Origin of the sequence: Bradyrhizobium sp. 4 (assembly GCF_023100905.1) — a bacterium.
In the GTDB taxonomy this organism is placed as follows: domain Bacteria; phylum Pseudomonadota; class Alphaproteobacteria; order Rhizobiales; family Xanthobacteraceae; genus Bradyrhizobium.
Genome location: NZ_CP064686.1, coordinates 3510614 through 3532482 on the forward strand (window position 1 = coordinate 3510614; position 21869 = coordinate 3532482).

At 64.1% G+C, this 21869-nt stretch carries 19 protein-coding genes; 11 read left to right on the top strand and 8 right to left on the bottom strand.

The annotated features are described in order from the left end of the window. Positions 1-57 precede the first annotated feature (57 nt). From IVB45_RS16110 to IVB45_RS16130, 5 genes are all read left to right on the top strand, one after another. Entirely contained in the window at positions 58-675 is a 618-nt protein-coding gene (locus tag IVB45_RS16110) for a hypothetical protein (protein WP_247286369.1), read from the top strand. Further along, positions 662-1282 carry a GNAT family N-acetyltransferase gene (locus IVB45_RS16115; protein ID WP_007591919.1) on the top strand — a complete coding sequence of 207 codons (621 nt, stop codon included), beginning with the start codon at positions 662-664 and terminating at the stop codon, positions 1280-1282. Before IVB45_RS16110 ends, IVB45_RS16115 begins: the two co-directional genes overlap by 14 nt. A 25-nt stretch (positions 1283-1307) precedes the next feature. Then, positions 1308-1871 (top strand): isochorismatase family protein, encoded by a 564-nt coding sequence (locus IVB45_RS16120; protein ID WP_247360631.1) that lies wholly within the window; start codon positions 1308-1310, stop codon positions 1869-1871. A 30-nt stretch (positions 1872-1901) separates the two neighbouring features. After that, the gene (locus tag IVB45_RS16125) at positions 1902-2072 is read left to right on the top strand and encodes a hypothetical protein (protein ID WP_197031195.1); all 171 of its coding nucleotides are present in this window, start codon (positions 1902-1904) and stop codon (positions 2070-2072) included. Positions 2073-2230: 158 nt separating this feature from the next. After that, positions 2231-3613, top strand: coding sequence for an aspartate aminotransferase family protein (locus tag IVB45_RS16130; protein ID WP_027569703.1), 1383 nt, complete (start codon positions 2231-2233; stop codon positions 3611-3613). A gap of 174 nt (positions 3614-3787) precedes the next feature. Here IVB45_RS16130 and rnd read toward each other — a convergent pair whose 3' ends face one another. Next, positions 3788-4939, bottom strand: coding sequence for a ribonuclease D (gene rnd / locus IVB45_RS16135; RefSeq protein WP_007591909.1), 1152 nt, complete (start codon positions 4937-4939; stop codon positions 3788-3790). 373 nt (positions 4940-5312) lie between these two features. Further along, positions 5313-6212: a LysR family transcriptional regulator gene (locus IVB45_RS16140; RefSeq protein ID WP_247360633.1), complete on the bottom strand. Its 900-nt coding sequence runs from the start codon at positions 6210-6212 to the stop codon at positions 5313-5315. A gap of 103 nt (positions 6213-6315) precedes the next feature. Here IVB45_RS16140 and IVB45_RS16145 point away from each other — a divergent pair, with 103 nt between their 5' ends. Further along, positions 6316-7305, top strand: a complete 990-nt coding sequence (locus tag IVB45_RS16145; RefSeq protein WP_247360634.1) for a zinc-dependent alcohol dehydrogenase family protein — start codon at positions 6316-6318, stop codon at positions 7303-7305. An 86-nt stretch (positions 7306-7391) separates the two neighbouring features. Here the strand turns inward: IVB45_RS16145 and IVB45_RS16150 are convergent, their stop codons facing one another. Next, positions 7392-8867 carry a protein adenylyltransferase SelO gene (locus tag IVB45_RS16150; RefSeq protein ID WP_247360636.1) on the bottom strand — a complete coding sequence of 492 codons (1476 nt, stop codon included), beginning with the start codon at positions 8865-8867 and terminating at the stop codon, positions 7392-7394. Positions 8868-9061: 194 nt separating this feature from the next. Here IVB45_RS16150 and aspS point away from each other — a divergent pair, with 194 nt between their 5' ends. Then, positions 9062-10834: an aspartate--tRNA ligase gene (aspS, locus tag IVB45_RS16155; RefSeq protein ID WP_247360638.1), complete on the top strand. Its 1773-nt coding sequence runs from the start codon at positions 9062-9064 to the stop codon at positions 10832-10834. Positions 10835-10977: 143 nt separating this feature from the next. On the opposite strand, the gene IVB45_RS16160 is transcribed toward aspS, so the two are convergent. Beyond that, a complete protein-coding gene (locus tag IVB45_RS16160) occupies positions 10978-12942 on the bottom strand; it encodes a hypothetical protein (protein ID WP_247360640.1) in 1965 nt (654 codons plus the stop codon). 246 nt (positions 12943-13188) lie between these two features. Between IVB45_RS16160 and IVB45_RS16165 the strand changes: the two genes are divergently transcribed. Next, positions 13189-15498 carry an NADP-dependent malic enzyme gene (locus IVB45_RS16165; RefSeq protein ID WP_027569709.1) on the top strand — a complete coding sequence of 770 codons (2310 nt, stop codon included), beginning with the start codon at positions 13189-13191 and terminating at the stop codon, positions 15496-15498. 302 nt (positions 15499-15800) lie between these two features. Continuing rightward, positions 15801-16253: a DoxX family membrane protein gene (locus IVB45_RS16170; RefSeq protein ID WP_027569710.1), complete on the top strand. Its 453-nt coding sequence runs from the start codon at positions 15801-15803 to the stop codon at positions 16251-16253. An 11-nt stretch (positions 16254-16264) separates the two neighbouring features. On the opposite strand, the gene IVB45_RS16175 is transcribed toward IVB45_RS16170, so the two are convergent. From IVB45_RS16175 to IVB45_RS16190, 4 genes are all read right to left on the bottom strand, one after another. Continuing rightward, positions 16265-16816: a dihydrofolate reductase gene (locus tag IVB45_RS16175; protein ID WP_247360641.1), complete on the bottom strand. Its 552-nt coding sequence runs from the start codon at positions 16814-16816 to the stop codon at positions 16265-16267. A 7-nt stretch (positions 16817-16823) separates the two neighbouring features. Next, positions 16824-17849 (bottom strand): polysaccharide deacetylase family protein, encoded by a 1026-nt coding sequence (locus IVB45_RS16180; protein WP_027569712.1) that lies wholly within the window; start codon positions 17847-17849, stop codon positions 16824-16826. A gap of 166 nt (positions 17850-18015) precedes the next feature. Then, positions 18016-18585: a glutathione peroxidase gene (locus IVB45_RS16185; RefSeq protein ID WP_247360642.1), complete on the bottom strand. Its 570-nt coding sequence runs from the start codon at positions 18583-18585 to the stop codon at positions 18016-18018. Positions 18586-18677: 92 nt separating this feature from the next. After that, positions 18678-20264 (bottom strand): L,D-transpeptidase family protein, encoded by a 1587-nt coding sequence (locus IVB45_RS16190; protein WP_247360706.1) that lies wholly within the window; start codon positions 20262-20264, stop codon positions 18678-18680. A gap of 208 nt (positions 20265-20472) precedes the next feature. Here IVB45_RS16190 and IVB45_RS16195 point away from each other — a divergent pair, with 208 nt between their 5' ends. Together IVB45_RS16195 and IVB45_RS16200 are read left to right on the top strand one after the other, a co-directional pair. Continuing rightward, positions 20473-21021, top strand: a complete 549-nt coding sequence (locus IVB45_RS16195) for a CreA family protein (RefSeq protein ID WP_247360644.1) — start codon at positions 20473-20475, stop codon at positions 21019-21021. Positions 21022-21702: 681 nt separating this feature from the next. Then, a complete protein-coding gene (locus IVB45_RS16200; RefSeq protein WP_167552240.1) occupies positions 21703-21867 on the top strand; it encodes a hypothetical protein in 165 nt (54 codons plus the stop codon). The last annotated feature ends 2 nt before the right edge of the window (positions 21868-21869 follow it).

Genomic DNA, 21869 nt, shown 5'->3' on the forward strand with positions numbered 1-21869 from the left:
GCCGCTAAGCTCTTGGTCATAGCGGGGCACGAAAGCCGCGAACGATAGAGGGGTGACATGGGTATGGAAAGGGGCTCGTTTGCCGCAAGGCATGATTTCGACGCGCTGCCGCTCAGTCCGGATGTCGACGTCCGCCGCGCCCAATTTTCCGAAATCGCCGCGCTTTCGCAGTTGGCCCACCGGCTGGTGCCGGGCGTTCGGATCGGGGCGGCGGAGCTTGCAAAATATTTCGCCTTCGATCCCGAGAGCATCCTGACTTTCAGCCGGAAGGGCAACCTCGTCGGCGGCATGGCCTTCCTGTTTCTCAACGATCGCGGGCATGATGCGCTGCTGCTCGACGAGATCTGCCTCACCGCGCCCGAGACGCGCCATCTCGCGTCCGCGAAGGAAGACGTTTCCGCCATCTACATCTGGGCGATCGCGGCGACGGGGCGCGGCGTCGCCGGTCTCGGCAAGGCCGCGGCTCATCTGAGGCAGCTAAGGTTTCGCAACGCGGATTGCTATGCGCAGCCGTCAACCGTGGCCGGACGCGACATCATGAAGGCGACAGGATTCGAGCCTGTTCCAAGCTTCCAACCCGACCTCTGGTGCTACGAGCGGCCCTGGCATCGGCAGCCGATGCGCATGCCGGGCGCGATCATTCAAGCAAGGAGTTTTGCAGATGCACGGTACTAGGATTCCTCTCGCGAAGCCCGATTCCCGCGCGATCACCATTCGCCTCGCACGCGATCTCAGCGATCTCATGCTGGTCACCTCGATCCGCTCGGCCGTCTATCTCGCCGAGCAGGATTGCCCGTTCGACGAGGAGTTCGACGGCAACGACATGGTCGCCGCGCATTTCATCGGCTATGTCGGCAACGAGCCTGCGGGCTGTCTGCGGGTGCGGTTCTTCGGCGATTTCGCCAAGGTGGAACGGCTTGCGGTGCGGCACCAATATCGGCGCTCGCGGGTCTCGTTCAAGCTGGTGCAGGCGAGCGTCGACTATGTGAAGCGCAAGGGCTTTCGCAAGATCTACGGCCAGGCGCAGGATCGGCTGGTCGATTTCTGGGCCCATTTCGGCGCCAAGCCGCTCGGCCACAATCGCAAGATCACTTTCTCCGACTTCTCCTACACGGAAATGCTGCTGGAGATCGAACCGGGCCCGGATGCCATTACGCTGGACAGCGATCCGTACGTGATCATCCGACCCGAGGGCGATTGGGACCGGCCGGGCGTGCTCGACGCCTCGGCGGGACGGGCCGTGACGTCGCCGCTGCGGGACGTCGCGCTCGCTGGCCGTTGAAACTGGTGCAGCTGCGCGCAAAAACATGCTGGTTTCCATCACCGACGATCCGCCGATCCTGGTCTGCGCGGATCTCCAGGTCGAATATCTGACCCCCGGACGTCGCCACGTCATCCTCGATGGCGACGCCGCGACAGCGCGCTGCGTGGAACTGTTGACGTTCTGGCGCGACAATCTCTGGCCGGTGATGCATCTGAAGCGCATCGCGCAGGCGGCCTGGTTCAATCCGGCATCCAAGCTGACCGATTGGATCGCGGAGGCGAAGCCGCGGCCGGGAGAAATGACGTTCGAGCATCCGCTGCCGTCGGCCTACAGTTCGGCGCGTTTTGTGGACTACATGTCCAATATCCGCAATGTCCGTTGCGTGCTCGCGGGCTTTTCCCTGGACGAAACTGTCCTGGCCACCGCTATTGACGGGTTTCACCGCAGTCATCGCTTCCAGGTGGTGGCTGACGCGGTGGCCTGCCGGCAGCCGGGGACAGGCGATGCTGCCGCCTACAAGCATGCGGTAGTGAATGTGATCGGGAATTTTGCTACAATCCAGTCCAGCGCCGAACTGATCAGAACCAGCGGCGCCGTTGCGGTGTAGGCGGCCGCGATCGACGGATGGAGTGGGACATTGTCACGGGGAGATCAGCTCGAGGAGCTGGCAAGCGACCTGTCGCGTGCCGCCGAGGCGGCGCGCCGTCTCGGTCTGCCCACGACGGTGTATCTGCTCTCGATGGCGCTGGTGGAGGTGCGGGAGGCCGCTGCCGCCGATGGCGATGGAAATGACGACGGCGCGACGTGACAGCTGCCCGATGTGCGGCTTTGTGCAACGCTGCTGAGCGCTTGCTGCCGACGAATTGACGTTGCAAGTTTTGCGCGGTGGCAATAGCCAAGGAGCTGGATCATCGAGTGATGACGCTGGCCGCGCCGGCGACGTGACGCTTTCAAGGATGCCTGCAAATGTCCATGTTGCCCAATTCCCAAGAGGCCCGGGATGTGGCCTATCAGCTCCATCCCTACACCAACGCGCGCGCCCATCAGCAGGCCGGTCCCCTGGTGATCGAACGCGGCGAGGGCCCTTACGTGTTCGACGCGTCGGGCAAGCGCTATTTCGAGGCGATGGCGGGCCTGTGGAGCGTCGGGCTCGGCTTCAACGAGAAGCGGCTGGTCGAAGCCGCGCACAAGCAGATGCAGGCGCTGCCGTTCTATCACACCTTCTCCGCCAAATCGCACGGGCCCTCGATTGATCTCGCCGAGAAGCTGGTGGCGCTGTCGCCGGTGCCGATGAGCAAGGTCTTCTTCACCAACTCCGGCTCGGAGGCCAACGACACCGTTCTGAAGTTGATTGCCTATCGCTCCAATGCGCTCGGCCAGCCACAGCGCAAGAAGGTGATCAGCCGGATGCGTGCCTATCACGGCGTCACGATTGCGTCCGCCAGCCTCACCGGGCTGCCGAACAACCACCGCTCTTTCGACTTGCCGCTCCCGAACATCCTGCACACGGGCTCGCCGCATTTCTACAAGGACGGCGCGCCCGGGGAGAGCGAGGAAGCCTTCGCGACGCGGCGGGCCGAGGAGCTCGATGCGCTGATCCAGAAGGAAGGCCCGGACACGATCGCGGCGTTCTTCGGCGAGCCGGTGATGGGCGCGGGCGGCGTCATCGTGCCGCCGGCGACCTATTGGGACAAGATCCAGAAGGTATTGAACAAGTACGACATCCTGTTGGTCGCCGACGAGGTCATCTGCGGCTTCGGCCGCACCGGCAAGATGTTCGGCTGCGAAACCTACGGCATCAAGCCCGACGCGATCGTGGTCTCCAAGCAGATAACCTCGAGCTATTTCCCGCTGTCAGCCATCATGATGAACGATCGCATGTTCGAGCCGATCGCCGATGAGAGCAACAAGATCGGCGTGCTCGGCCACGGCTTCACCGCGGGCGGCCATCCGGTCGGGTCGGCGATTGCGCTGGAGAATTTGAAAATCATCGAGGAGCGGGGCCTCGTTGCGCATGCCGCCGAGCTCGGTGGCTACATGCAAGGCAAGCTGCGTGAACTCACCAGCCATCCGCTGGTCGGCGAGGTCCGCGGTGTCGGGATGATCGCCGCGATCGAACTGGTGCTGGACAAGGCACGCAAGACCGCAGCGGCAACGCCGGGCGCCGTCGGCGGCATGGCCAGCCGCATGCTGCAGGAGCGCGGCGTGATCTCGCGCAACATGCTCGACGCCATCGCCATCTGCCCGCCGCTGATCGTCACCAAGGCCCAGATCGACGAGCTGGTTGCGGCGATTTCAGGTGTGCTGGACGACATGAAGCCGGAAGTGGCGAAGCTGACGCCGGCGTAAGGGAAGCGTTTCAACGCGAGCGGAGCGTCTCACCACACTCTCGGTGTCGTCCTGGCGAAAGCCAGGACCCATACCGCGCGATCTAGCGAGACGGGTGATAGTAGTCCCGAACGACGAGTCTTCGCCAAACTCTTGTCTGGAGTAATGGGCACGACGTTGTGGAGGGATGGCGGCCTATTCCGCCCGCTGAACCCCGATCACGCGGCCTTTCTCCACCGCCAGCGCCAGCTCACCGCGCTTCAGTTTCAGTGCGGCCTCGCCGAACAGCTCGCGGCGCCAGCCGCGTAGCGCCGGCACGTCGGCCTCGTCGTCGGCCGCGATCTCCTCGAGATCGTCGACGGTTGCAATCACCTTGCTGGCGACCGCATGGCGCTCCGCGGTCATGCGCAGCAGCACCTTCAACAGCTCGACGATCGCGGCGCCATTGTTGTTGTTGCGCGGCTTTTCCAGCTTCGGCAGCGTGGCGTGATCCCGCGCCAGCCCGCGCTCGACCGCGGCGACGATATCGGCGCCCCATTTGGATTTCTCAAAACCCTTCGGCACCGAGCGCAGGTTTGCGAGCTTCTCGATCGTATTCGGCGCGTGGGTGGCGATGTCGCTGACGGCCTCGTCGCGCAGCACGCGGCCGCGCGGCACGTCGCGGCTCTGCGCCTCCTGCTCGCGCCAGGCGGCGACCTCCATCAGGACTGCGAGGTCCTTGGGCTTGCGCACCCGCGTCTTGAGCCGTTCCCAGGCGCGCTCGGGGTGGAAGTCGTAGGTCTTGGGCGAGGTCAGGACCTCCATCTCGATCGAGACCCATTCGCTGCGCCGGCGCTTCTTGAGGTCGGCATCGAGCGCTGCGAACACGTCGCGCAGATGCGTGACGTCGGACACGGCGTAGTGCATCTGCTCCTTGGTCAGCGGCCGGCGCGACCAGTCGGTGAAGCGATGAGTCTTGTCCGGGCGGTGCCCGGTGACCTTCTCGACCAGCGCGTCGTAGGCGATGCTGTCGCCGTAGCCGAGCACCATGGCCGCGACCTGGGTGTCGAACACGGGGTGCGGGATGATGCCCGCCTGATGCCAGATGATCTCGATGTCCTGGCGGGCGGCGTGGAACACCTTCAGCACGGCCTCATTGGCCATCAGCTCGAAGAACGGCTTGAGGTCGATGCCGGCGGCCAGGGTGTCGATGACGATCGCTTCCTCGGCGCTCGCCATCTGCACCACGCACAGCAGCGGGTAATAGGTGGTCTCGCGCAGGAACTCGGTATCGACGGTAATGACGGGGTGCTTGGCCAGCCGGCTGCAGGCAGCCGCAAGGTCAGCGGTGGTGGTAATCAAATCCATGAACGGCCCATGACAAGTCCATCAGCCGTTCTGCCGAAAGCGCTGTGATGTCAAGGGGCTCGAAGCGAATTCGAGCCTTGCATTTGGGCCGGAATCGCATTTTCCGACGAAAATCCTATTCGTAGCGGACCCGCCGGGAGGGTTTGCGCGCGCAGGGCAGCGCCACCACAACCACGCACATGGCGACCAGCGCCAGCCCCAGGAACTCGAAAACCAACAGATCCACGGCAATATCCCCCAGCAACATTGCTAAACTTGTCCGGGGGGAATTGAGGGTCTGTTAATTCTCGTGGTTACCGGCGGCGGGCTGGGCCGGATGGTGGACGCGGGGTTAACGGGGGCACCATGCGATGCAGCGCCGCGGCATCCGGCGTCACGTCATGAGCTTCGGCAGGACGGCCGCCAAGGCGTCCACGGCGGCGCGAACTTTCGGCGGCATCCGGGGCGAGCGGGGCCAGAGCGCGTGGCAGTCGTAGAGAAATCCCGGCTGACCGCTCAACAGATTGATGAGCGTACCGGCGCGTAGGCGTTCGCGGACCAGCCAGTATGGCAGCCAGGCCAGTCCCATCCCCTGTGTAGCGGCGTCCGCAATCGCGTCGAGATCGTCGAGCCTGAGCCTTCCCGCCGGCATGATTTCGCTCGGAGGCTGGCCTTCGCGGGGAAACAGCCACGGCCGGACGCGTCCGGAGCGGCGATAGATGATCGCTTGGTGTGCGGCGAGATCGTCGAGCGATTTCGGCTTGCCGTTGGCGCGCAGATAGGAGCGCGAACCGCACACCACCATGCGCTGGCTTGCGATGCGCCGCGTCATCAGGCCGGATTGATCGTTTAGATCGCCGGTCCGGATCGCAAGATCATAGCGGGCCTCGATGATGTCAGCGATCGGGTCGCCGAACGAGAGATCGAGCTCCAGATGGGGATATCGTCGCGCGAGCTTCATCAGCAAGGGGGCGATGCAGTGCCGGCCCAGCAGGGCGGGCATGGTCACGCGAAGCCGGCCACGCGGCTCGGACAATTCGTCGGAAGCGACGGCATCGGCGGCCTCGGCTTCGGCGAGCACAGTGCGGCAGCGCTCGTAATAGGCTTGGCCTGTCTCGGTCAGGCTCTGGCGCCGTGTGGTGCGGTTGAGGAGGCGGACGTCCAAGCGTTGTTCGAGGAAGCGAACGTGCTTGCCGACCATTGGCCCCGACATTTCGAGCGCATCGGCGGCAGCGGCGAACGAACCCACGTCAACCGCCTTGACGAAGACGGCCATGCTGGTCAGGCGGTCCATGATTGCAAACTCCTGGTTTCGACTGTTTTGCCGTTTGATCGCTTTATGCGCTGCCGCGCGGTTGGCATAGCTCCATTCAATTCAATTGTTTTGGAGTGTGTTCATGGCGCGCGTCGTTCGCTTCCACAGACATGATGGCCCCGAGGTGCTGCGCATCGAGACCGTTGACGTCGCGCCGCCAGGAAGGTGCGAGGTGCAGATCAGGGTCAAGGCCCTCGGGCTCAATCGCGCGGAAGCGCTCTTGCGAGCGGGGACCTATATCGAGACCGCGACCTTTCCGTCCGGCCTTGGTCTCGAGGCCGCCGGCATCGTCGAGGCGATCGGCGAAGGCGTGAGCGGCTTCTCGCCGGGGGAGGTCGTCAGCATCGTGCCGCCCGTGTCGATGGTGCGATGGCCGGCCTATGGCGAGCTCGTCACGTTTCCGGCGGAGTTCGTTGTGAAGCACCCGCCCGAGCTCGGCTTCGACGCGGCGGCCGCGGTATGGATGCAATATCTGACGGCGTTCGGTGCTCTGGTCGATATTGCTGGGCTAAAGCGAGGGGAGGCAGTCGTTATTACGGCGGCGTCGAGCAGTGTCGGGCTTGCAGCGATTCAGATCGCGAACCGGATTGGTGCGATGCCGATTGCAGTGACGCGAACCTCGATCAAGCGGCAAGCCTTGCGCGATGCTGGCGCCGCCGACGTCATCGCCTCGGTGGAAGAGGACATCGGGTCGCGCCTGGAGGACATTGTCGGCTCAAACGGCGTCCGCGTGGTGTTCGACGCGGTCGGCGGTCCCATATTTGAGCCGCTCACCGCCGCGATGTCGCCGGGTGGCGTTCTCATCGAATATGGCGGCCTGAGCCCCGAGCCGACGCCATTTCCGCTGGTCAACGTCCTGACCAAGAGCCTGACGCTGCGCGGCTATCTCGTGCACGAGATCATCCGCGACCCCACGCGGCTTGCGAAGGCGAAGGCGTTCATCCTCGATGGGCTTTCGGGTGGTGCCTTGCGTCCGATCATCGCCAAAACGTTTCGCTTTGACGAGATCGTCGAGGCGCACCGTTTTCTGGAGTCAAACATGCAGGTCGGAAAAATCGTGGTGTCGATCTGAGCGAACGATCGTCCTGGACAAACGATTTCCGCACCCGCATCACGGATTACGCCTTCGGCTCCTCCACCCTGCGCACCGAGCCTGCCTCACGTCCCGCAGAACGTCTGCAGCACCCGCTGGTCCGGCAGCGGGGGATCGGCGTAGGCGGCGTAGTCCGGCTGGTCATCGAACGGCTTTGCCAGCACCTTCACCAATTCCTCGAAAGGCGCGTAGTTGTCATCGTTGACCGCGGCCTGGATCACGGCCTCGATGCGGTGGTTGCGCGGGATGAAGATCGGGTTGACGGCGTGCATGGCTGCTTGCCGTTCGGCTGCGCTCTGCGGCTCCAGCGCCGTGCGCTCGTGCCAGCGCCTGGCCCACTCGTCGAACGCCGCGGGGTCCATGAATTGCGCGCGTGCATCGTCGGCAGCAGGATCGCCAGCGGCGTCACCGAGTTTGCGGAAGGTGAGGGTGAAGTCGGCCTGGTTCTTGGCCATGGCGTCGAGCAGGTCCTGGATCAGCGCATCGTCGCCGTCGCGCTCCGTGAACAGGCCGATCTTCTTGCGCAGGCCCGCCTGATAGGCGTCGCTGAACGTCTCGGAGAAGGCGCCGAGAATGTCCTGGGCATCGGCGACCGCCTTCTCCTGCTCCTCGCCGAACAACGGCAACAGGCATTCGGCCAGCCGGGTCAGATTCCACAGCGCAATGCGCGGCTGGTTGGCATAGGCGTAGCGGCCCATCTCGTCGATCGAGGAAAACACCTGCGCCGGATTGTAGGCATCCATGAAAGCGCAGGGGCCATAATCGATGGTCTCGCCCGAGATCGAGCTGTTGTCGGTGTTCATCACGCCATGGATGAAACCGACCAGCAGCCAGCGTGCGACGAGATCGGCCTGGCGCGCGACGACGCCACCGAGCAGCGCGTGATAGGGCCGCTCGGCGCCGAGCAGCTCCGGATAGTGCCTCGCGATGACATGGTCGGCGAGCCGGCGAATGGCATCGGTGTCGCGGCGAACGGCGAAGAACTGGAAGGTCCCGACGCGGATGTGGCTCGAGGCGACGCGGGTCAGCACCGCGCCTGGCAGCGCGGTCTCGCGGATGACGTGCTCGCCGGTGACGACGGCAGCGAGTGAGCGCGTGGTCGGAATGCCGAGCGCGAACATCGCTTCGCTGACGATGTATTCGCGCAGCACCGGCCCGAGCGCGGCACGGCCGTCGCCGCGGCGGGAGAACGGAGTGGGACCCGAGCCCTTGAGCTGGATGTCGCGGCGGATGCCGTCCTTGTCGATGACCTCGCCGAGCAGCACCGCCCTTCCGTCGCCCAGCTGCGGTACGAATTGCCCGAACTGGTGGCCGGCATAGGCCATGGCGATCGGATCGGCACCGGCGGGAACCGTCTTGCCCGCCAGGATTTCGGCGCCCTCAGGGGTCTCCAGCACATCTGGATCGAGCCCGAGCTGGACTGCCAGCGGCCTGTTCAGCTTGATGAGCCGGGGCGCCGCCACCGGCGTCGGTGCGACACGGGCGAAAAAGCTGTCCGGCAGCGCCGAATAGGAGTTCTGGAACGGGAAATGGACTGTCATGGCCTCAAGATAGGCGTGGAACGCCGGATGGCAAAGGCTTGAGCCCGGATTGGGCAAAAAGGGGCACTTCCAGCCGAAAACAGGGCGTTCCCTTGGTTGCCGCTTGGGGCCTCGTCGGGTAAACCCTGCCGCAACTTCGGACCGGTCGTTTCAGGCCGTCCGATTCGATCCTCAGACATCATTTTGGGACGACCATGCATCGCTACCGGTCACATACATGCGGCGCGCTCCGCGAGAGCAACATCGGCGAGACGGTCCGCCTTTCAGGCTGGGTCCATCGCGTTCGCGACCATGGCGGCGTGCTGTTCATCGACCTGCGCGACCATTACGGCCTGACCCAGTGCGTGGTCGATCCGGACTCGCCGGCGTTCTCGCAGGCCGAGAAGCTGCGCTCGGAATTCGTGGTCAAGATGGACGGCAAGGTCCGTCGCCGCCCCGAAGGCACCGACAATGACGATTTGCCGACCGGCAAGATCGAGATCTATGTCACCGAGATCGAGGTACTGGGCCCGGCCGGCGACCTGCCGCTGCCGGTGTTCGGCGACCAGGAATATCCCGAGGACATTAGGCTCAAGTACCGCTTCCTCGACCTGCGTCGTGAGAAGCTGCACCAGAACATCATGACGCGCGTCGACATCACCAAGTCGATGCGTCGGCGCATGGAGGGGCAGGGCTTCTTCGAGTTCAACACCCCGATCCTGACCGCATCCTCGCCGGAAGGCGCGCGCGACTTCCTGGTGCCCTCGCGCATCCATCCCGGCAAGTTCTACGCGCTGCCGCAGGCGCCGCAGCAGTACAAGCAGCTGTTGATGATGTCGGGCTTCGATCGCTACTTCCAGATCGCGCCCTGCTTCCGCGACGAGGACCCGCGCGCGGATCGTCTGCCGGGCGAGTTCTACCAGCTCGACGTCGAGATGAGCTTTGTCACGCAGGAAGACGTCTTCGCCGCGATGGAGCCCGTCATCACTGGCGTGTTCGAGGAGTTTGCCAAGGGCAAGCCGGTGACCAAGGGCTGGCGCCGGATTCCGTTCGCGGAAGCCTTGCGCAAATACGGCTCCGACAAGCCGGACCTGCGCAACCCGATCGAGATGCAGGATGTGTCCGAACACTTCCGCGGCTCCGGCTTCAAGGTGTTCGCGCGGATGTTGGAGGACCCCAAGAACCAGGTGTGGGCGATCCCGGCGCCGGGCGGCGGCTCTCGCGCCTTCTGCGACCGCATGAATTCATGGGCGCAGGGCGAGGGCCAGCCCGGCCTCGGCTACATCATGTGGCGCGAGGGCGGCGAAGGTGCCGGTCCGCTTGCCAACAACATCGGTGCTGAGCGCACCGCCGCGATCCGCGCCCAGATCGGCGTGAAGGAAGGCGATGCCGCGTTCTTCGTCGCCGGCGATCCCGACAAGTTCTGGAAGTTTTCAGGATTAGCCCGCAACAAGGTCGGAGAGGAGCTGAACCTCACCGACAAGGAGCGGTTCGAGCTGGCCTGGATCGTCGACTTCCCGATGTACGAGTACAATGAGGAAGACAAGAAGGTCGACTTCTCGCACAACCCATTCTCGATGCCACAGGGCGGTCTCGATGCCTTGAAGGGCCAGGACCCGCTGACCATCAAGGCGTTCCAGTACGACATTACCTGCAACGGCTACGAGATCGCCTCGGGCGGTATCCGCAACCACGTGCCGCAAGCGATGGTGAAGGCGTTCGAGATCGCCGGCTATGGCGAGCAGGAAGTCGTCGATCGCTTCGGCGGCATGTACCGTGCCTTCCAGTACGGCGCCCCGCCGCATGGCGGCATGGCCGCCGGCGTCGACCGCATCGTCATGCTCTTGTGCGGCACCAACAATCTGCGCGAGATCTCGCTGTTCCCGATGAACCAGCAGGCCATGGACCTCCTGATGGGCGCGCCGTCGGAGCCCAGCCCCAAGCAGCTCCGCGAGCTGCATGTGAAGGTGAATCTGCCGCAGAAGTGAGGCTGTCTCCACGGCGTCATTGCGAGTAGCGAAGCAATCCAGAATCTTTCCGCGGAGGGACTCTGGATTGCTTCGCTTCGCTCGCAATGACGGGGAGGGATTTTCGCCGGTCCAATTGCCGTCCCCGCGCGCAGCGTCGTTCCCTACAGCCCCGTCGACGCCTCGATCCTGAACTGGGCAAGCGCGCTCGGTGGGTCGGTTTGCAAGAGCTGCATCAATTGCATCAGCGGTGCCTTGGCGCGCGGGGACAGCTTGATGGAAAGCGTCTGGCCCGGCGTCTCGACGAAGCGGGCGATCGCGTCCACGGCCGCGTTCGCATCCGGATTGGCGGAAGCAACTTGCTCGCGTTTAGCCGTGATGCTCTCGACGAGCGCTTGGCGTGCGGTATCGCGGCTTACATTCTGCATGCGCGCGAACTGCGCCGCGACGAGATCGACGACACCGCTATCGCGCAATGAGAATTCGAGTGTGCCCGCCTCGATGCGTGCCGCCTGGCCCATGAGCTGAGCGGGATCGGTCGAAAACACCTCACGCGGCACGTTGCCGAGCGCAATACGCAATTGCGCGCCTGCGATCCCGCCGATGTCGAGCGTCGCCGGCGTCAGAACGAAGCTGTTGGACTGTTCGGTCCAGGCAGCGCCGAGATCGAGGTCGACCGCGAGCTTGTCGATCCCGCTGGCAATCAATGGAAGCTGCTTCGGGTCGGATGGATCGGTGGGCGTGACAAATTTGGCAACCACATGCGCCTTGGTCGGGATTGAGCCGACCAGCTGCCCCCAGTCCAGGCTCAGTGTGTCGATCATGACCAGCTTCTTGGTGGTCTTGAACGGCGCCGTCACGCCCTTGATCTCTGCGCCTGCGAGCACGCCGAACAGCCCGAGCATCTGATCCGGCGAGGGCGCCCGCCCGGGAGTGGCGAGGCTTGCTGCCCAGCGCATCAAATTCGCCGTGCTGAAGGATTTCAGCGCGAAGCGCTCCATCTTGAACTGTCCCTGCGGAGACGGCGTGTCGACGCCTTCGACCGCGAACTCGCCGTCGCGATATCGGATGGCATTAACCGTGGCCGTTCCTTGCGGCGTGCCGACCGACATCTTGCCGATTTCGGCCTTACCGATGCGAAGACCCTCATAGACTCCGGCGAGCTTCTCCAGCAGCTCGCGTGCCTGTGCCGGCGTCGGCGGGGTCGATTGATCCCGCGGCAGCGCGGCAAATATCTCGGCCAGCCGGAATTTCGACGGCTGCACGGCGATGTCTTCCATGGTGAAGTCGTCGATATCCACTCGCATCCCCTGTGCCGATTTGAGCGCATAGGAACCTGTCGAGACCTGCCGGTAGACCCGGCGATAGCTGTCGTCGCTGGCCGTCTGCGGATCGAGCGCGGCGAGGATCGCGCTTGAATCGAAATCGTTGACGATGATGTTCGACAATTCGCCCGTCAGCTTGTCCGGCTTGCCGGGCTGCTTCACGTCGACCGAGATCACGGCGCGGTCCGACTTCATCGCGTCGATCTTGCCGTGCTTCAGGTTCTGGATCGCCAGTCCGGAATAGGTGACCTCGCCGCTGCCGGCGGCGCCGGAATCGAAGCTGATCGTGAGGGTCGGGGCCGTGAGCGACGATGCAGCGACACTCGCATATTGGCCGAGCACGTAGCGGTACAGGTCGACCAGCGAGCCGTCCGCCGGCACCTGATCCGCGTGAACAGGACCGGCATAGTCGCGCATGACCAATTGCGGGATCTTGTACGCGACCTTGAGCTTGGCAGCGCCGATCTGGTCCAGCGTAACCTCGAGCCCGGTGATGTTGATATCGTCGGCCGAGAACCTTGTCTCGTCGATCTGGCGAACGCCCGTGCCCTTGATAGCGGCGATCCTGATCTGCGCCTGCGGTGCCTTGCCGGGCGTAACTGCGATGTCCTCGATCGTGAGGGTGCGCGTGGGCAGATCGAAGGCGATCTTGCCGTAGCTGGCCTTGCCGCCTTGCTTGCGGATTTGCTCGAACGCGGCCTCCACCTCGGCGGTGGTGCGATGCTGGACGTAGAGATTGAAGCCGAACCATCCGCCCGCGACCACCACGGCCACGACGATCAGGCCGATCAGGATTCGCTTCATTCTCAGCTCCAGTTGCTCGCGTTGCAGGACGCAACTTGCCATATTCGCAAAGCAATGCGGGGTCCAGGGAAAGTGAGCGCTATCAGATATTTGACCGGGCGCCCTGTTGATGGAGCCGCAATCGGATGTTGCCACCGGGGCGCCCGGCGTGCTTCATCCCGTTTCCATGACCCGGAAAATACCACCCGAAGGCGGGCCGGTCAGGACAACGTAGTTTGAGGCCGGTAACGCGAGGCGAAACACCGCATGTCGTCTTATTCCGATGATCTCCACCAGGCGGCGCTGGCCTATCACCGTCTGCCGCGCCCCGGGAAGCTCGAGATTCAGGCGAGCAAGCCGCTCGCCAACCAGCGCGACCTCGCGCTGGCCTATTCGCCCGGCGTCGCCGCCGCCTGCCTGGAGATCGCCAAGAACCCGGCGGAAGCGGCGACGCTGACGATCCGCTCCAATCTGGTCGCCGTGGTTTCGAACGGCACCGCCGTGCTCGGCCTCGGCAATATCGGTCCGCTGGCCTCGAAGCCGGTGATGGAGGGCAAGGCGGTCCTGTTCAAGAAATTCGCCGGCATTGACGTGTTCGACATCGAAATCGCGGCCGACACCATCGAGCGCGTGGTCGAGACCGTGGCCGCGCTCGAGCCGACCTTCGGCGGCATCAATCTCGAGGACATCCGCGGACCGGAATGCTTCGAGATCGAGGCGCAGCTCAAGGAGCGCATGAAGATCCCGGTCTTCCACGACGACCAGCACGGCACCGCGATCATCGTTGCCGCCGCCGTCACCAACGCCCTGCGACTCAACGGCAAGAAGCTCTCCGACGTGAAGATCGTAGCATCGGGGGCAGGGGCCGCGGCGATCGCGACCCTGAACCTGCTGGTGTCTATGGGGGCGCAGCGCAAGAACATCTGGGTCTGCGACATCGACGGCCTAGTGCATGAGGGCCGCAACACCACGATGGACCGCTGGAAGGCGGTCTATGCGCAGAAGACCGACAAGCGCACGCTCGCCGACGTCATCGGCGGCGCCGACATCTTCATCGGCCTGTCCGCACCGGGCGTGCTCAAGCCCGAGATGGCCAAGGCGATGGGCGACAAGCCGCTCATCATGGCGCTCGCGAATCCGACGCCGGAGATCATGCCGGAGGAGGCGCGCAAGGTGCGCCCCGACGCCATGATCTGCACCGGCCGCTCCGATTTTCCGAACCAGGTCAACAACGTCCTCTGCTTCCCCTTCATCTTCCGTGGCGCGCTCGACGTCGGCGCCAGCGCCATCAACGAGGAGATGAAGCTCGCCGCCGTCGAGGCCATCGCGCAGCTCGCGCGCGAGGCGCCGTCCGATGCGGTCGCGCAAGGCTTTGATACCGGCGAGACGCAAGGGTTTGGCCCGGGCTCGCTGATCCCGTCTCCGTTTGATCCGCGGTTGATTTTGCGAATCTCGCCGGCGGTCGCCAAGGCTGCGATGGATTCCGGCGTCGCGACCCGGCCCATCACCAATTTCGACGAGTACACCGCGCTGCTCGAGCGCTTCGCTTTCCGCTCCGGCCTCGTCATGAAGCCGATGTTCGCGAAGGCCAAGACCCAACCGGTGCGCGTGATCTACGCCGAAGGCGAGGACGAGCGCGTGCTGCGCGCCACCCAGGTGGTGCTGGAGGAGAAGCTGGCGACGCCGATCCTGGTCGGACGTCCGTCGGTGGTCGAGGCCCGCATCGAGCGCTTCGGCCTGTCGATCAAGGCCGGCAGGGACTTCGATCTCGTCAATCCCGAGGACGATCCGCGCTACCGCTCCTACGTGCAGTCCTATGTCGAGGTCGCCGGCCGCCGCGGCGTGACGCCCGATGCGGCGCGCACGGTGGTGCGCACCAACAACACCGTCATCGCGGCGCTCGCAGTGGTGCGCGGAGAGGCGGACGCCATGCTTTGCGGCGTCGAGGGCCGCTACATGAGCCATCTGCGCCATGTCCGCGAGATCGTCGGGTTCACACCGGGGATCAGCGACTATGCGGCGCTGGCGCTGCTGATCACCAGCAAGGGCGCCTTCTTCATCGCCGACACCCAGGTGCGGCCCAATCCGAGCGCCGAAGAGCTCGCCGAGATCGCCTCGCTCGCGGCGGTCCACGTCCAGCGCTTCAACATCAAGCCGAAGATCGCCTTCGTCTCGCATTCGGATTTCGGCAGCTACGACACGGAATCCTCGCGCAAGATGCGCAGGGCGACCCAGCTCCTGAAGGAGAAGCATCCGGAGCTCGAGGCCGACGGCGAGATGCAGGGCGACACCGCGCTCTCGGCCGCGGCGCGCAAAATGGTGCTGCCGCACTCCAACCTCGAGGGCGAGGCCAACATCATGATCATGCCAAGCCTCGACACCGCCAACGTCGCCTATCAGATGATCAAGTCGCTGGCGGACGCGCTGCCCGTCGGTCCGATCCTGATCGGGCCGGCGCGTCCAGCCCACATCCTCACCCCGTCCGTGACGGCGCGAGGCATCCTCAACATGACCGCAGTGGCTGTGGTGGAAGCGCAGGAGCGCGCGTCGCGGCAGCAGCCGACGTTGTTTACGTAGGGGCGGGGCTCTTCACCTCGCCCCGCTTGTGGGGAGAGGTCGAATTCGCGCGCAGCTCGAATTCGGGCGAGGGGGGACTCTCCGCGAGTCCAACTTTCACCGTCCCGGCCGAGGCTCCCCCTCACCCCAACCCTCTCCCCGCAAGCGGGCGAGGGAGCGCACCTGCCGCGCGTCGGCAATTCAATGCTTTCAAAACGACTTTCGCCATTTCCCCGTTTGTAAACCGGCGAATGACTCTCCATAATCCTTCAGTGCTTTCGCGAAAATTCCGGTTTCAAAAAGCCTGAGCAAAGAGGCCGATCATGCCAGCGTTCGTGACTTTCGGGCGGATTCTGTTCGCCGTGCTGTTCATCTACACGGGCGCGGCAAGACTGTTTGCCATGCAGGCGACCGTTGATTTCATCGCCGCCAAGGTCGTGGTGCCCGACATGATCGCGCCTTACGCCAAGCAGGTCGAGACGGCGACGGCCATGACGACGCCGCAACTGCTGGCGATCGCGGTCGGTGTCCTCGAGATCATCGCTGGGGTGATGATCGCGCTGAATTTCGGCGCGCGGTTCTTCGCGATGCTGATGATCATCTATGTCGCGGTCGCGACCTTCCTGTTCTACGACTTCTGGAACCAGGTGCCGCCTGACAACGGCAAGATGCTGGTGGACGCGCTCAAGAACCTGTCGATCATCGGCGCGCTGTTCATGATCATGGGCTACGGCCGCGCCACGCGTCCGGCGGAGGCGGCCTACGGGGACGTATAAAAGTTAAACCGCTACGTCCTGCGCCACGGCGTGACGGTCACCCCGTGCGCGGCGTCGAGCAGATACGGCGCGCCCGGTTTCATCCCTTGTGAGGCCAGCACCTGCTGAGGCGTCCGCGCCGGTACTTCCACAAAACAGCCTTCGCCGCCGGGCAGCCGCAGATGCTGGGCTTCCGACAGCCAGAACGTGTCGTAGCGGTTCATGAACATGTCGAACACGACGGGGCCGCCGATGATTGCGACCGTGCCGGAGGCGACATCGGCAAACGCACAGGCGTCTTCGAAGCTGACGTGATCCGGATTCCACAAGGTCGCGTTCGGCATTTCGGGATCGACGGTCAGAGCCTTGATCTTGCGGGTCAGGATCAGGCGCTTGCGCTTGGGTGAATTCGGCTGCTGCTCGTGCGAGTGACGGCCGTGCACGATCAGCGCAGCGCGATCGAGCGCCTGCTCGAAGAACAGCTTGTCGCCTTCGAATTTCAGGCTGTCGGGCATGACATGCGCCGCGTCGGCGAGCATGCCGTCCGCGGAGACGATGACGTAGCCTTCGATGCGAAAGGACAAGGCGCGGCTATTCGGAAACCGTCGTCACGACGCTGTTGACCGGCCGGGTGCTCACCGTCGGCAGCTTGACGTCCTTGAGCAGCTCCTGGTCGTATTCCGGCAGCGTAGAGGCCGGGAACTTGGCGCGCATCGCTACCACCTTGTAGCCGCCGGCCTTCAGGCGCTTGAGCAATTCGGGCAGGGCCTCCGCGGTGTGCTTCTGGAAGTCGTGCATCAGGATGATGCCCTTGCCCTTGCTGTCCAGCTTCTTCATGACGGTCTCGACCACCTTCTCGGGCTTCGAGGCCTTGAAGTCGAAGGAGTCGATGTCGCAGGAGAAGATCGCCGTGTTGCGATTGCCGAGATAGGTGACCATCTCCGGCGGATGCTGGAGCGCCGGGAAGCGGAAGAATGGTGAGGGCGAAATGCCGCCGAGCGCCCATTTCACCGCGGAAAGACCCTTCTCGATCTCTTCCTTGCGCTGCGCTTCCGTGAGCTTCTTGTTGTTGAGATTGGCGTGCGACCAGGTGTGGGTGCCCACGGTGTGGCCGGCCGCGTAGACCTGCTTGAGGATCTCCGGCTCGTACGTCGCGTGCTTGCCGATCGAGAAGAAGATGCCGGTGGTGCACTCGTCGGCGAGCGCCTTCAGCACCGCAGGCGTGTTCTTGGGCCAGGGGCCGTCGTCGAAGGTCAGCACGACCTCCTTGTCGCGCAGGAAATCGAGCTCCTTGAAATGCTCGAAGCCGAAGCCGGGACCGCCCGTGGTGTCGATCTCGACGGTGCGGGCGACGCCCAAGGCGCCCGGCGTGTTGCAAGCCGCGCGCGCGGGCTGCGGCGCCTGTTTAGGCGCGGGAGGATTGACGAAGCCCGCCGGCGCGGCGGCTGCTGCAGGAGCGGGTGCCGGAGCCGCAGCGGGCGCAGCCGCAGCCGGTGTTGCCGCCGGTGGGGCTTGCGTCGCGGCAGCGGGCTTTGCAGCCGGGGTCTGCGACCATGCCGCGCTCGTCATCGCCAGAGACATCGCGCTTGCCAAAATCAGTCCTGCCGCCACACGCATGGTGTTGTCCTCGAGATTGATCCCGTTGTTCCGCCGCGGCTTTTCGCCTCCGGCAAAACCATCCTGCCCCTAACGATCCTAGCCTAGATGGTGGGCCCTCGCCATTGCAACGGCTGTTTGGCGCCCCACCGCAATTGTGCCCAACCGGGTTGCGGGACATGCGCCGTCAAGCGTCGGCCAGCGCCTTGGCGATCGCCGTCTTGATCCGCGTGTCGGCCGGCTCGACCGTGGATGCAAAGACGTCGGCGATATAGCCGTCCCGGCCGATCAGATATTTGTGGAAGTTCCAGCGTGGAACATCCTTGGGGCGCGCCTCTGCGGCCCATTTGTAGAACGGATGCGCCTTCGCACCGATCACGACGGCCTTTGCCGTAATCGGAAAGGTAACGCCGTATTGGTGATGGGCCGTCTCCGAGATCTCGCTGGTGCCGCCGGGCTCCTGTCCGCCGAAGTCGTTGGAGGGTACGCCAATGACGGTGAGGCCGCGTTCGCGAAACTCGCCCCAGATGTCTTGCAGGCCGGCATATTGCGGCGTGTAACCGCAGAGCGAAGCGGTGTTGACCACCAGCAGCGCCTTGCCGGTGAAGGTCGCAAGGCGGATGTCGTCGCCTGACAATGCCGGGAAAGAGAAGGCATAGGCGGAGATTCGGCTCATGCCGCCATCCGCCAGTGCACGCGTCACCGGCGCCAGCGTGCCTGCAAAGGCGGCGATGAGCATCGTCCTGCGGTTCATCATAACGGCGTCCCCCGAAATGATCCGAGGCACATGTTACCCCGCCGCTGCGAGCGGCCTCGTCAACACCGCGTTATCTGCCGCGATAAAGCCCGCTAGTACAGGCGGACGATGAAATCGGTGCCTTCGCCAGTCTCGCCCTGGTTGATGCCTTGGTCGGAGACGATGATCGAGCCGCCTGACGTCAGCATTTCGTTGATCTTCGTGATCGTGTCGGCCGGGACCGAGATGCGGTCGAGGGCTTCGGCCGGGCTGTCCGGCGTGACCACAGGCTTGGCAGCGACGGGAATCACGGCTGCGCCACGCTGGTGGCCTGTCATGCGGCGATCATCCTCGCGCGCGGCAGAGCGGACGGACACCGGCAAGGACACCACCGACCAATGCAGTGCATTGGAATCGGCCTTGTCGACTTCGGCGGTAAAGACATGCGTGCCGAGCGGTCGATCGCTCGCGGCGATCGTGACAGGCACCTCGAACAGCGGCGCAAAGTTCTGCCGCACGTAGAGCTTGGAATCCTTGCGGCTGATGAAGACCGCGATCTGGCCCGCGCGCTTGGGCGCTTCAGGTTTCGCCACGGGCGCCGGATCGGCAACGCGGGTTTCGTCCTTCTTGACGTCGGGCGTGGCCGCCTGCGCTGGAGCCACGGCCGGTGCATCGGGCGTCTTCGCGGGTTCGGCGGTTTCGGACTTCGGCGTCTCCGCGGCCTCGACAGGCTTCGCTTCAGTGTTCGCGGGCTGCGCGGCATCTCCGGCCTGGGGCTTGGCCGCGTCCGCCGCCTCAGCGGTCTTGGTCTCGGGCTTTGCGGTGGTCTCGGTCTGGTCGGCCGAGGCCTCCTCGCGGACCGGGGCAGATCCGGTGGTCACGTCCGACAACACGGTGTGGCCGACCGACGAGCGCAGCTCGAGCACGCCGTCCGCGCTGGCAGTCTTCGTTTCAACCGGCTTTGCTTCGGTGGCCCCGGTATTGGCCGCGCCCCTGTCGGCCTTCTCGGCGGCATTGGTCTGCGGCTCCAGGCTGGCCGCGGGTTGCGGCGGAACGCGCATCGAGGCAAGCAGCGGATGTGAGAAGTTCTGCGGTGACATCTGCCCGGGCGAAACGATCACGCGCGCGCCCATCCTGGTCCAGTTCCACATCTTCACAGCGAACGCCATCGGCATGCGGATGCAGCCGTGCGAGGCCGGATAGCCCGGCAGCACACCGGCATGCATGGCAACGCCCGACCACGTGATCCGCTGCATGTACGGCATCGGCGCGCCGCTATAGATGTTGGAATGGTGGAATTTGTGCTTCTGGATGACGCTGAACACACCCATCGGCGTCGAATGGCCCTTCATGCCCGTCGACACCGGGGATTCCGCGAACACGCCCTTGGTGTCGTAGACCGTGACCTTCTGCCGGTCGATCGAGACGACGATGACGAGAGGACCCTGCGGTTTCGTGCCGGCTTCTTTTTCGGCAACGAGGTCTTTCTTGCCGGCCGCACCACGCTTCTGCGGCTTCTGGCGCGGGACTTCGGGATGGCGCTCCTGGCGCCCGTAGGACCCGTCGGAATAATCCGTCCAGTAATAAAACGCTGCGTCCGCCTGGCTCGCCGTGCCGATCGCACCCGCCGCCGTCAAAATGGCGACCTGCCAAAATCGCGTCGGCTTGGCAGAAAAACCAGACCCGTTCACGCTGTTCATCATCGAATCCATAATCCAAATCAGATGTTAGTCTCTCAGAGGGGATACGCGTTCACCAGCGCGGCGGTTCTGCGATCAGCTACTTTTGTCCAAAGCGTAGCAAAAAAGCCTCACGGAGCGGTAAACGGCGGCCGTATCGGCCTGCCGATCGTCTTCCTGATCGGTCGCCTCATACCTACATTGCTGGGACTTGTTACTGGAGAACTTCATGTCATCTCGTTTCCCCGGTCTTTCCAGCATCCGCTTGAAAGGCCTCGCTTTATTTCTCCTGGCGCTGACCGTGCCTGCGGCGTCCGCATCCGCCGCGGACGAGCCGGATCTGATCTTCCGCCGCTCGACCGTGTTCAAATGGATGAGCCCGAACGACAAGCTTGCGACCTATGGTCTCGACGATCCTGAAGTCGAGGGCGTGGCCTGTCATTTCACGGTGCCGGAGAAGGGCGGCTTCAAGGGCTGGCTGGGCCTTGCCGAGGAGGTCTCGGACATTTCGCTCGCCTGCCGTCAGGTCGGCCCGATCAAGTTCAAGAACAAGATGGAGCAGGGCGACGACATGTTCCGCCAGCGCCGCTCGCTGTTCTTCAAGAAGATGCAGATCGTGCGCGGCTGTGACGCCAAGCGCAACGTGCTGGTCTACATGGTCTATTCGGACAGGCTGATCGAGGGCTCGCCGAAGAACTCGACCTCGACCGTCCCGGTCATGCCGTGGGGACCGGCGGACGCAAACGTCCAGAAGTGCGGAGAGTTCTTCACTCAGTGACGCTCTTGCGTTCATTCAGTGACGCGCTTGCGTTCACCAATGACGCGTTTGCGTTCACGCGATGATGTCAGCGCGGCTGGCGCGCGGTTTTGCAAGATGCGAGCCGGTCAGCCGCACGAATGATTGCGGTGTGGCCTCAAACCCGCGGCTCGATTGCAGCGCCATTTCGCCAGGCGAATTGGCGCTGCTGCGAACAGACCGTTGCTCCCGGCGGTCCGTTCGTTGGTCCGCATCGCGCGTCGTTGCGCGATTCTGCGCCGTCATGATGGCCGTTCCTCACATGAACGCGCTCGGCGATTTCCGGGCGTCTCGGTCTCGATAGCTTGGGTCGCCGTCGAAGCGCCCCCGGTTCGACGGGGCCCAGCCTTCGTTCGGCTTCTCTTCAGCAGAAAAACGTAAAACGCATGTGAAGGGTGTGAGGCGGGATCATGACGGCGCCAGCATTCCGGCGCGCAGCCGAGCGCGCACGGAACCTGCCAAGCCACCTCGGGCGGCCGCACGACCCATCTGAAAAGATTGAGATTTTCCGTCGAATATGTCGTCGCTCCGAACGGGACGAAACAATTCTCACGGAGATGAAACCATTTTCCGGCTTTGGCGCATCACGCGCGAAACCGCCCATGGTTATCAACCTCACAACGACGACGGCGCACGCCGGCCAGAGAATTCGGAGACAAGTCCATGCGCACGCTCAGCCTCATCCTTGCTTTCGGTTTCGTGCTCGCCGGCTCCTCGTTCGCGGGCTCGCCGGACGGCAATGTCCCAGGCATCGGTACTTTCCAGTACAGCGGCTCGCCGATCATGACCCCGGCGCCGCAGCCGATCGTGGTTGCCGCGCGCTTCTGATC

Excerpts from the sequence above, each read along its gene's own strand:
- IVB45_RS16110 (WP_247286369.1), top strand. The coding sequence starts at position 58 with ATGGGTATGGAAAGGGGCTCGTTTGCCGCAAGGCATGATTTCGACGCG.
- IVB45_RS16115 (WP_007591919.1), top strand. The coding sequence starts at position 662 with ATGCACGGTACTAGGATTCCTCTCGCGAAGCCCGATTCCCGCGCGATC.
- IVB45_RS16120 (WP_247360631.1), top strand. The coding sequence starts at position 1,308 with ATGCTGGTTTCCATCACCGACGATCCGCCGATCCTGGTCTGCGCGGAT.
- IVB45_RS16130 (WP_027569703.1), top strand. The coding sequence starts at position 2,231 with ATGTCCATGTTGCCCAATTCCCAAGAGGCCCGGGATGTGGCCTATCAG.
- rnd (WP_007591909.1), bottom strand. The coding sequence starts at position 4,939 with ATGGATTTGATTACCACCACCGCTGACCTTGCGGCTGCCTGCAGCCGG.
- IVB45_RS16140 (WP_247360633.1), bottom strand. The coding sequence starts at position 6,212 with ATGGACCGCCTGACCAGCATGGCCGTCTTCGTCAAGGCGGTTGACGTG.
- IVB45_RS16145 (WP_247360634.1), top strand. The coding sequence starts at position 6,316 with ATGGCGCGCGTCGTTCGCTTCCACAGACATGATGGCCCCGAGGTGCTG.
- IVB45_RS16150 (WP_247360636.1), bottom strand. The coding sequence starts at position 8,867 with ATGACAGTCCATTTCCCGTTCCAGAACTCCTATTCGGCGCTGCCGGAC.
- aspS (WP_247360638.1), top strand. The coding sequence starts at position 9,062 with ATGCATCGCTACCGGTCACATACATGCGGCGCGCTCCGCGAGAGCAAC.
- IVB45_RS16160 (WP_247360640.1), bottom strand. The coding sequence starts at position 12,942 with ATGAAGCGAATCCTGATCGGCCTGATCGTCGTGGCCGTGGTGGTCGCG.
- IVB45_RS16165 (WP_027569709.1), top strand. The coding sequence starts at position 13,189 with ATGTCGTCTTATTCCGATGATCTCCACCAGGCGGCGCTGGCCTATCAC.
- IVB45_RS16170 (WP_027569710.1), top strand. The coding sequence starts at position 15,801 with ATGCCAGCGTTCGTGACTTTCGGGCGGATTCTGTTCGCCGTGCTGTTC.
- IVB45_RS16180 (WP_027569712.1), bottom strand. The coding sequence starts at position 17,849 with ATGCGTGTGGCGGCAGGACTGATTTTGGCAAGCGCGATGTCTCTGGCG.
- IVB45_RS16185 (WP_247360642.1), bottom strand. The coding sequence starts at position 18,585 with ATGATGAACCGCAGGACGATGCTCATCGCCGCCTTTGCAGGCACGCTG.
- IVB45_RS16190 (WP_247360706.1), bottom strand. The coding sequence starts at position 20,264 with ATGAACAGCGTGAACGGGTCTGGTTTTTCTGCCAAGCCGACGCGATTT.
- IVB45_RS16195 (WP_247360644.1), top strand. The coding sequence starts at position 20,473 with ATGTCATCTCGTTTCCCCGGTCTTTCCAGCATCCGCTTGAAAGGCCTC.
- IVB45_RS16200 (WP_167552240.1), top strand. The coding sequence starts at position 21,703 with ATGCGCACGCTCAGCCTCATCCTTGCTTTCGGTTTCGTGCTCGCCGGC.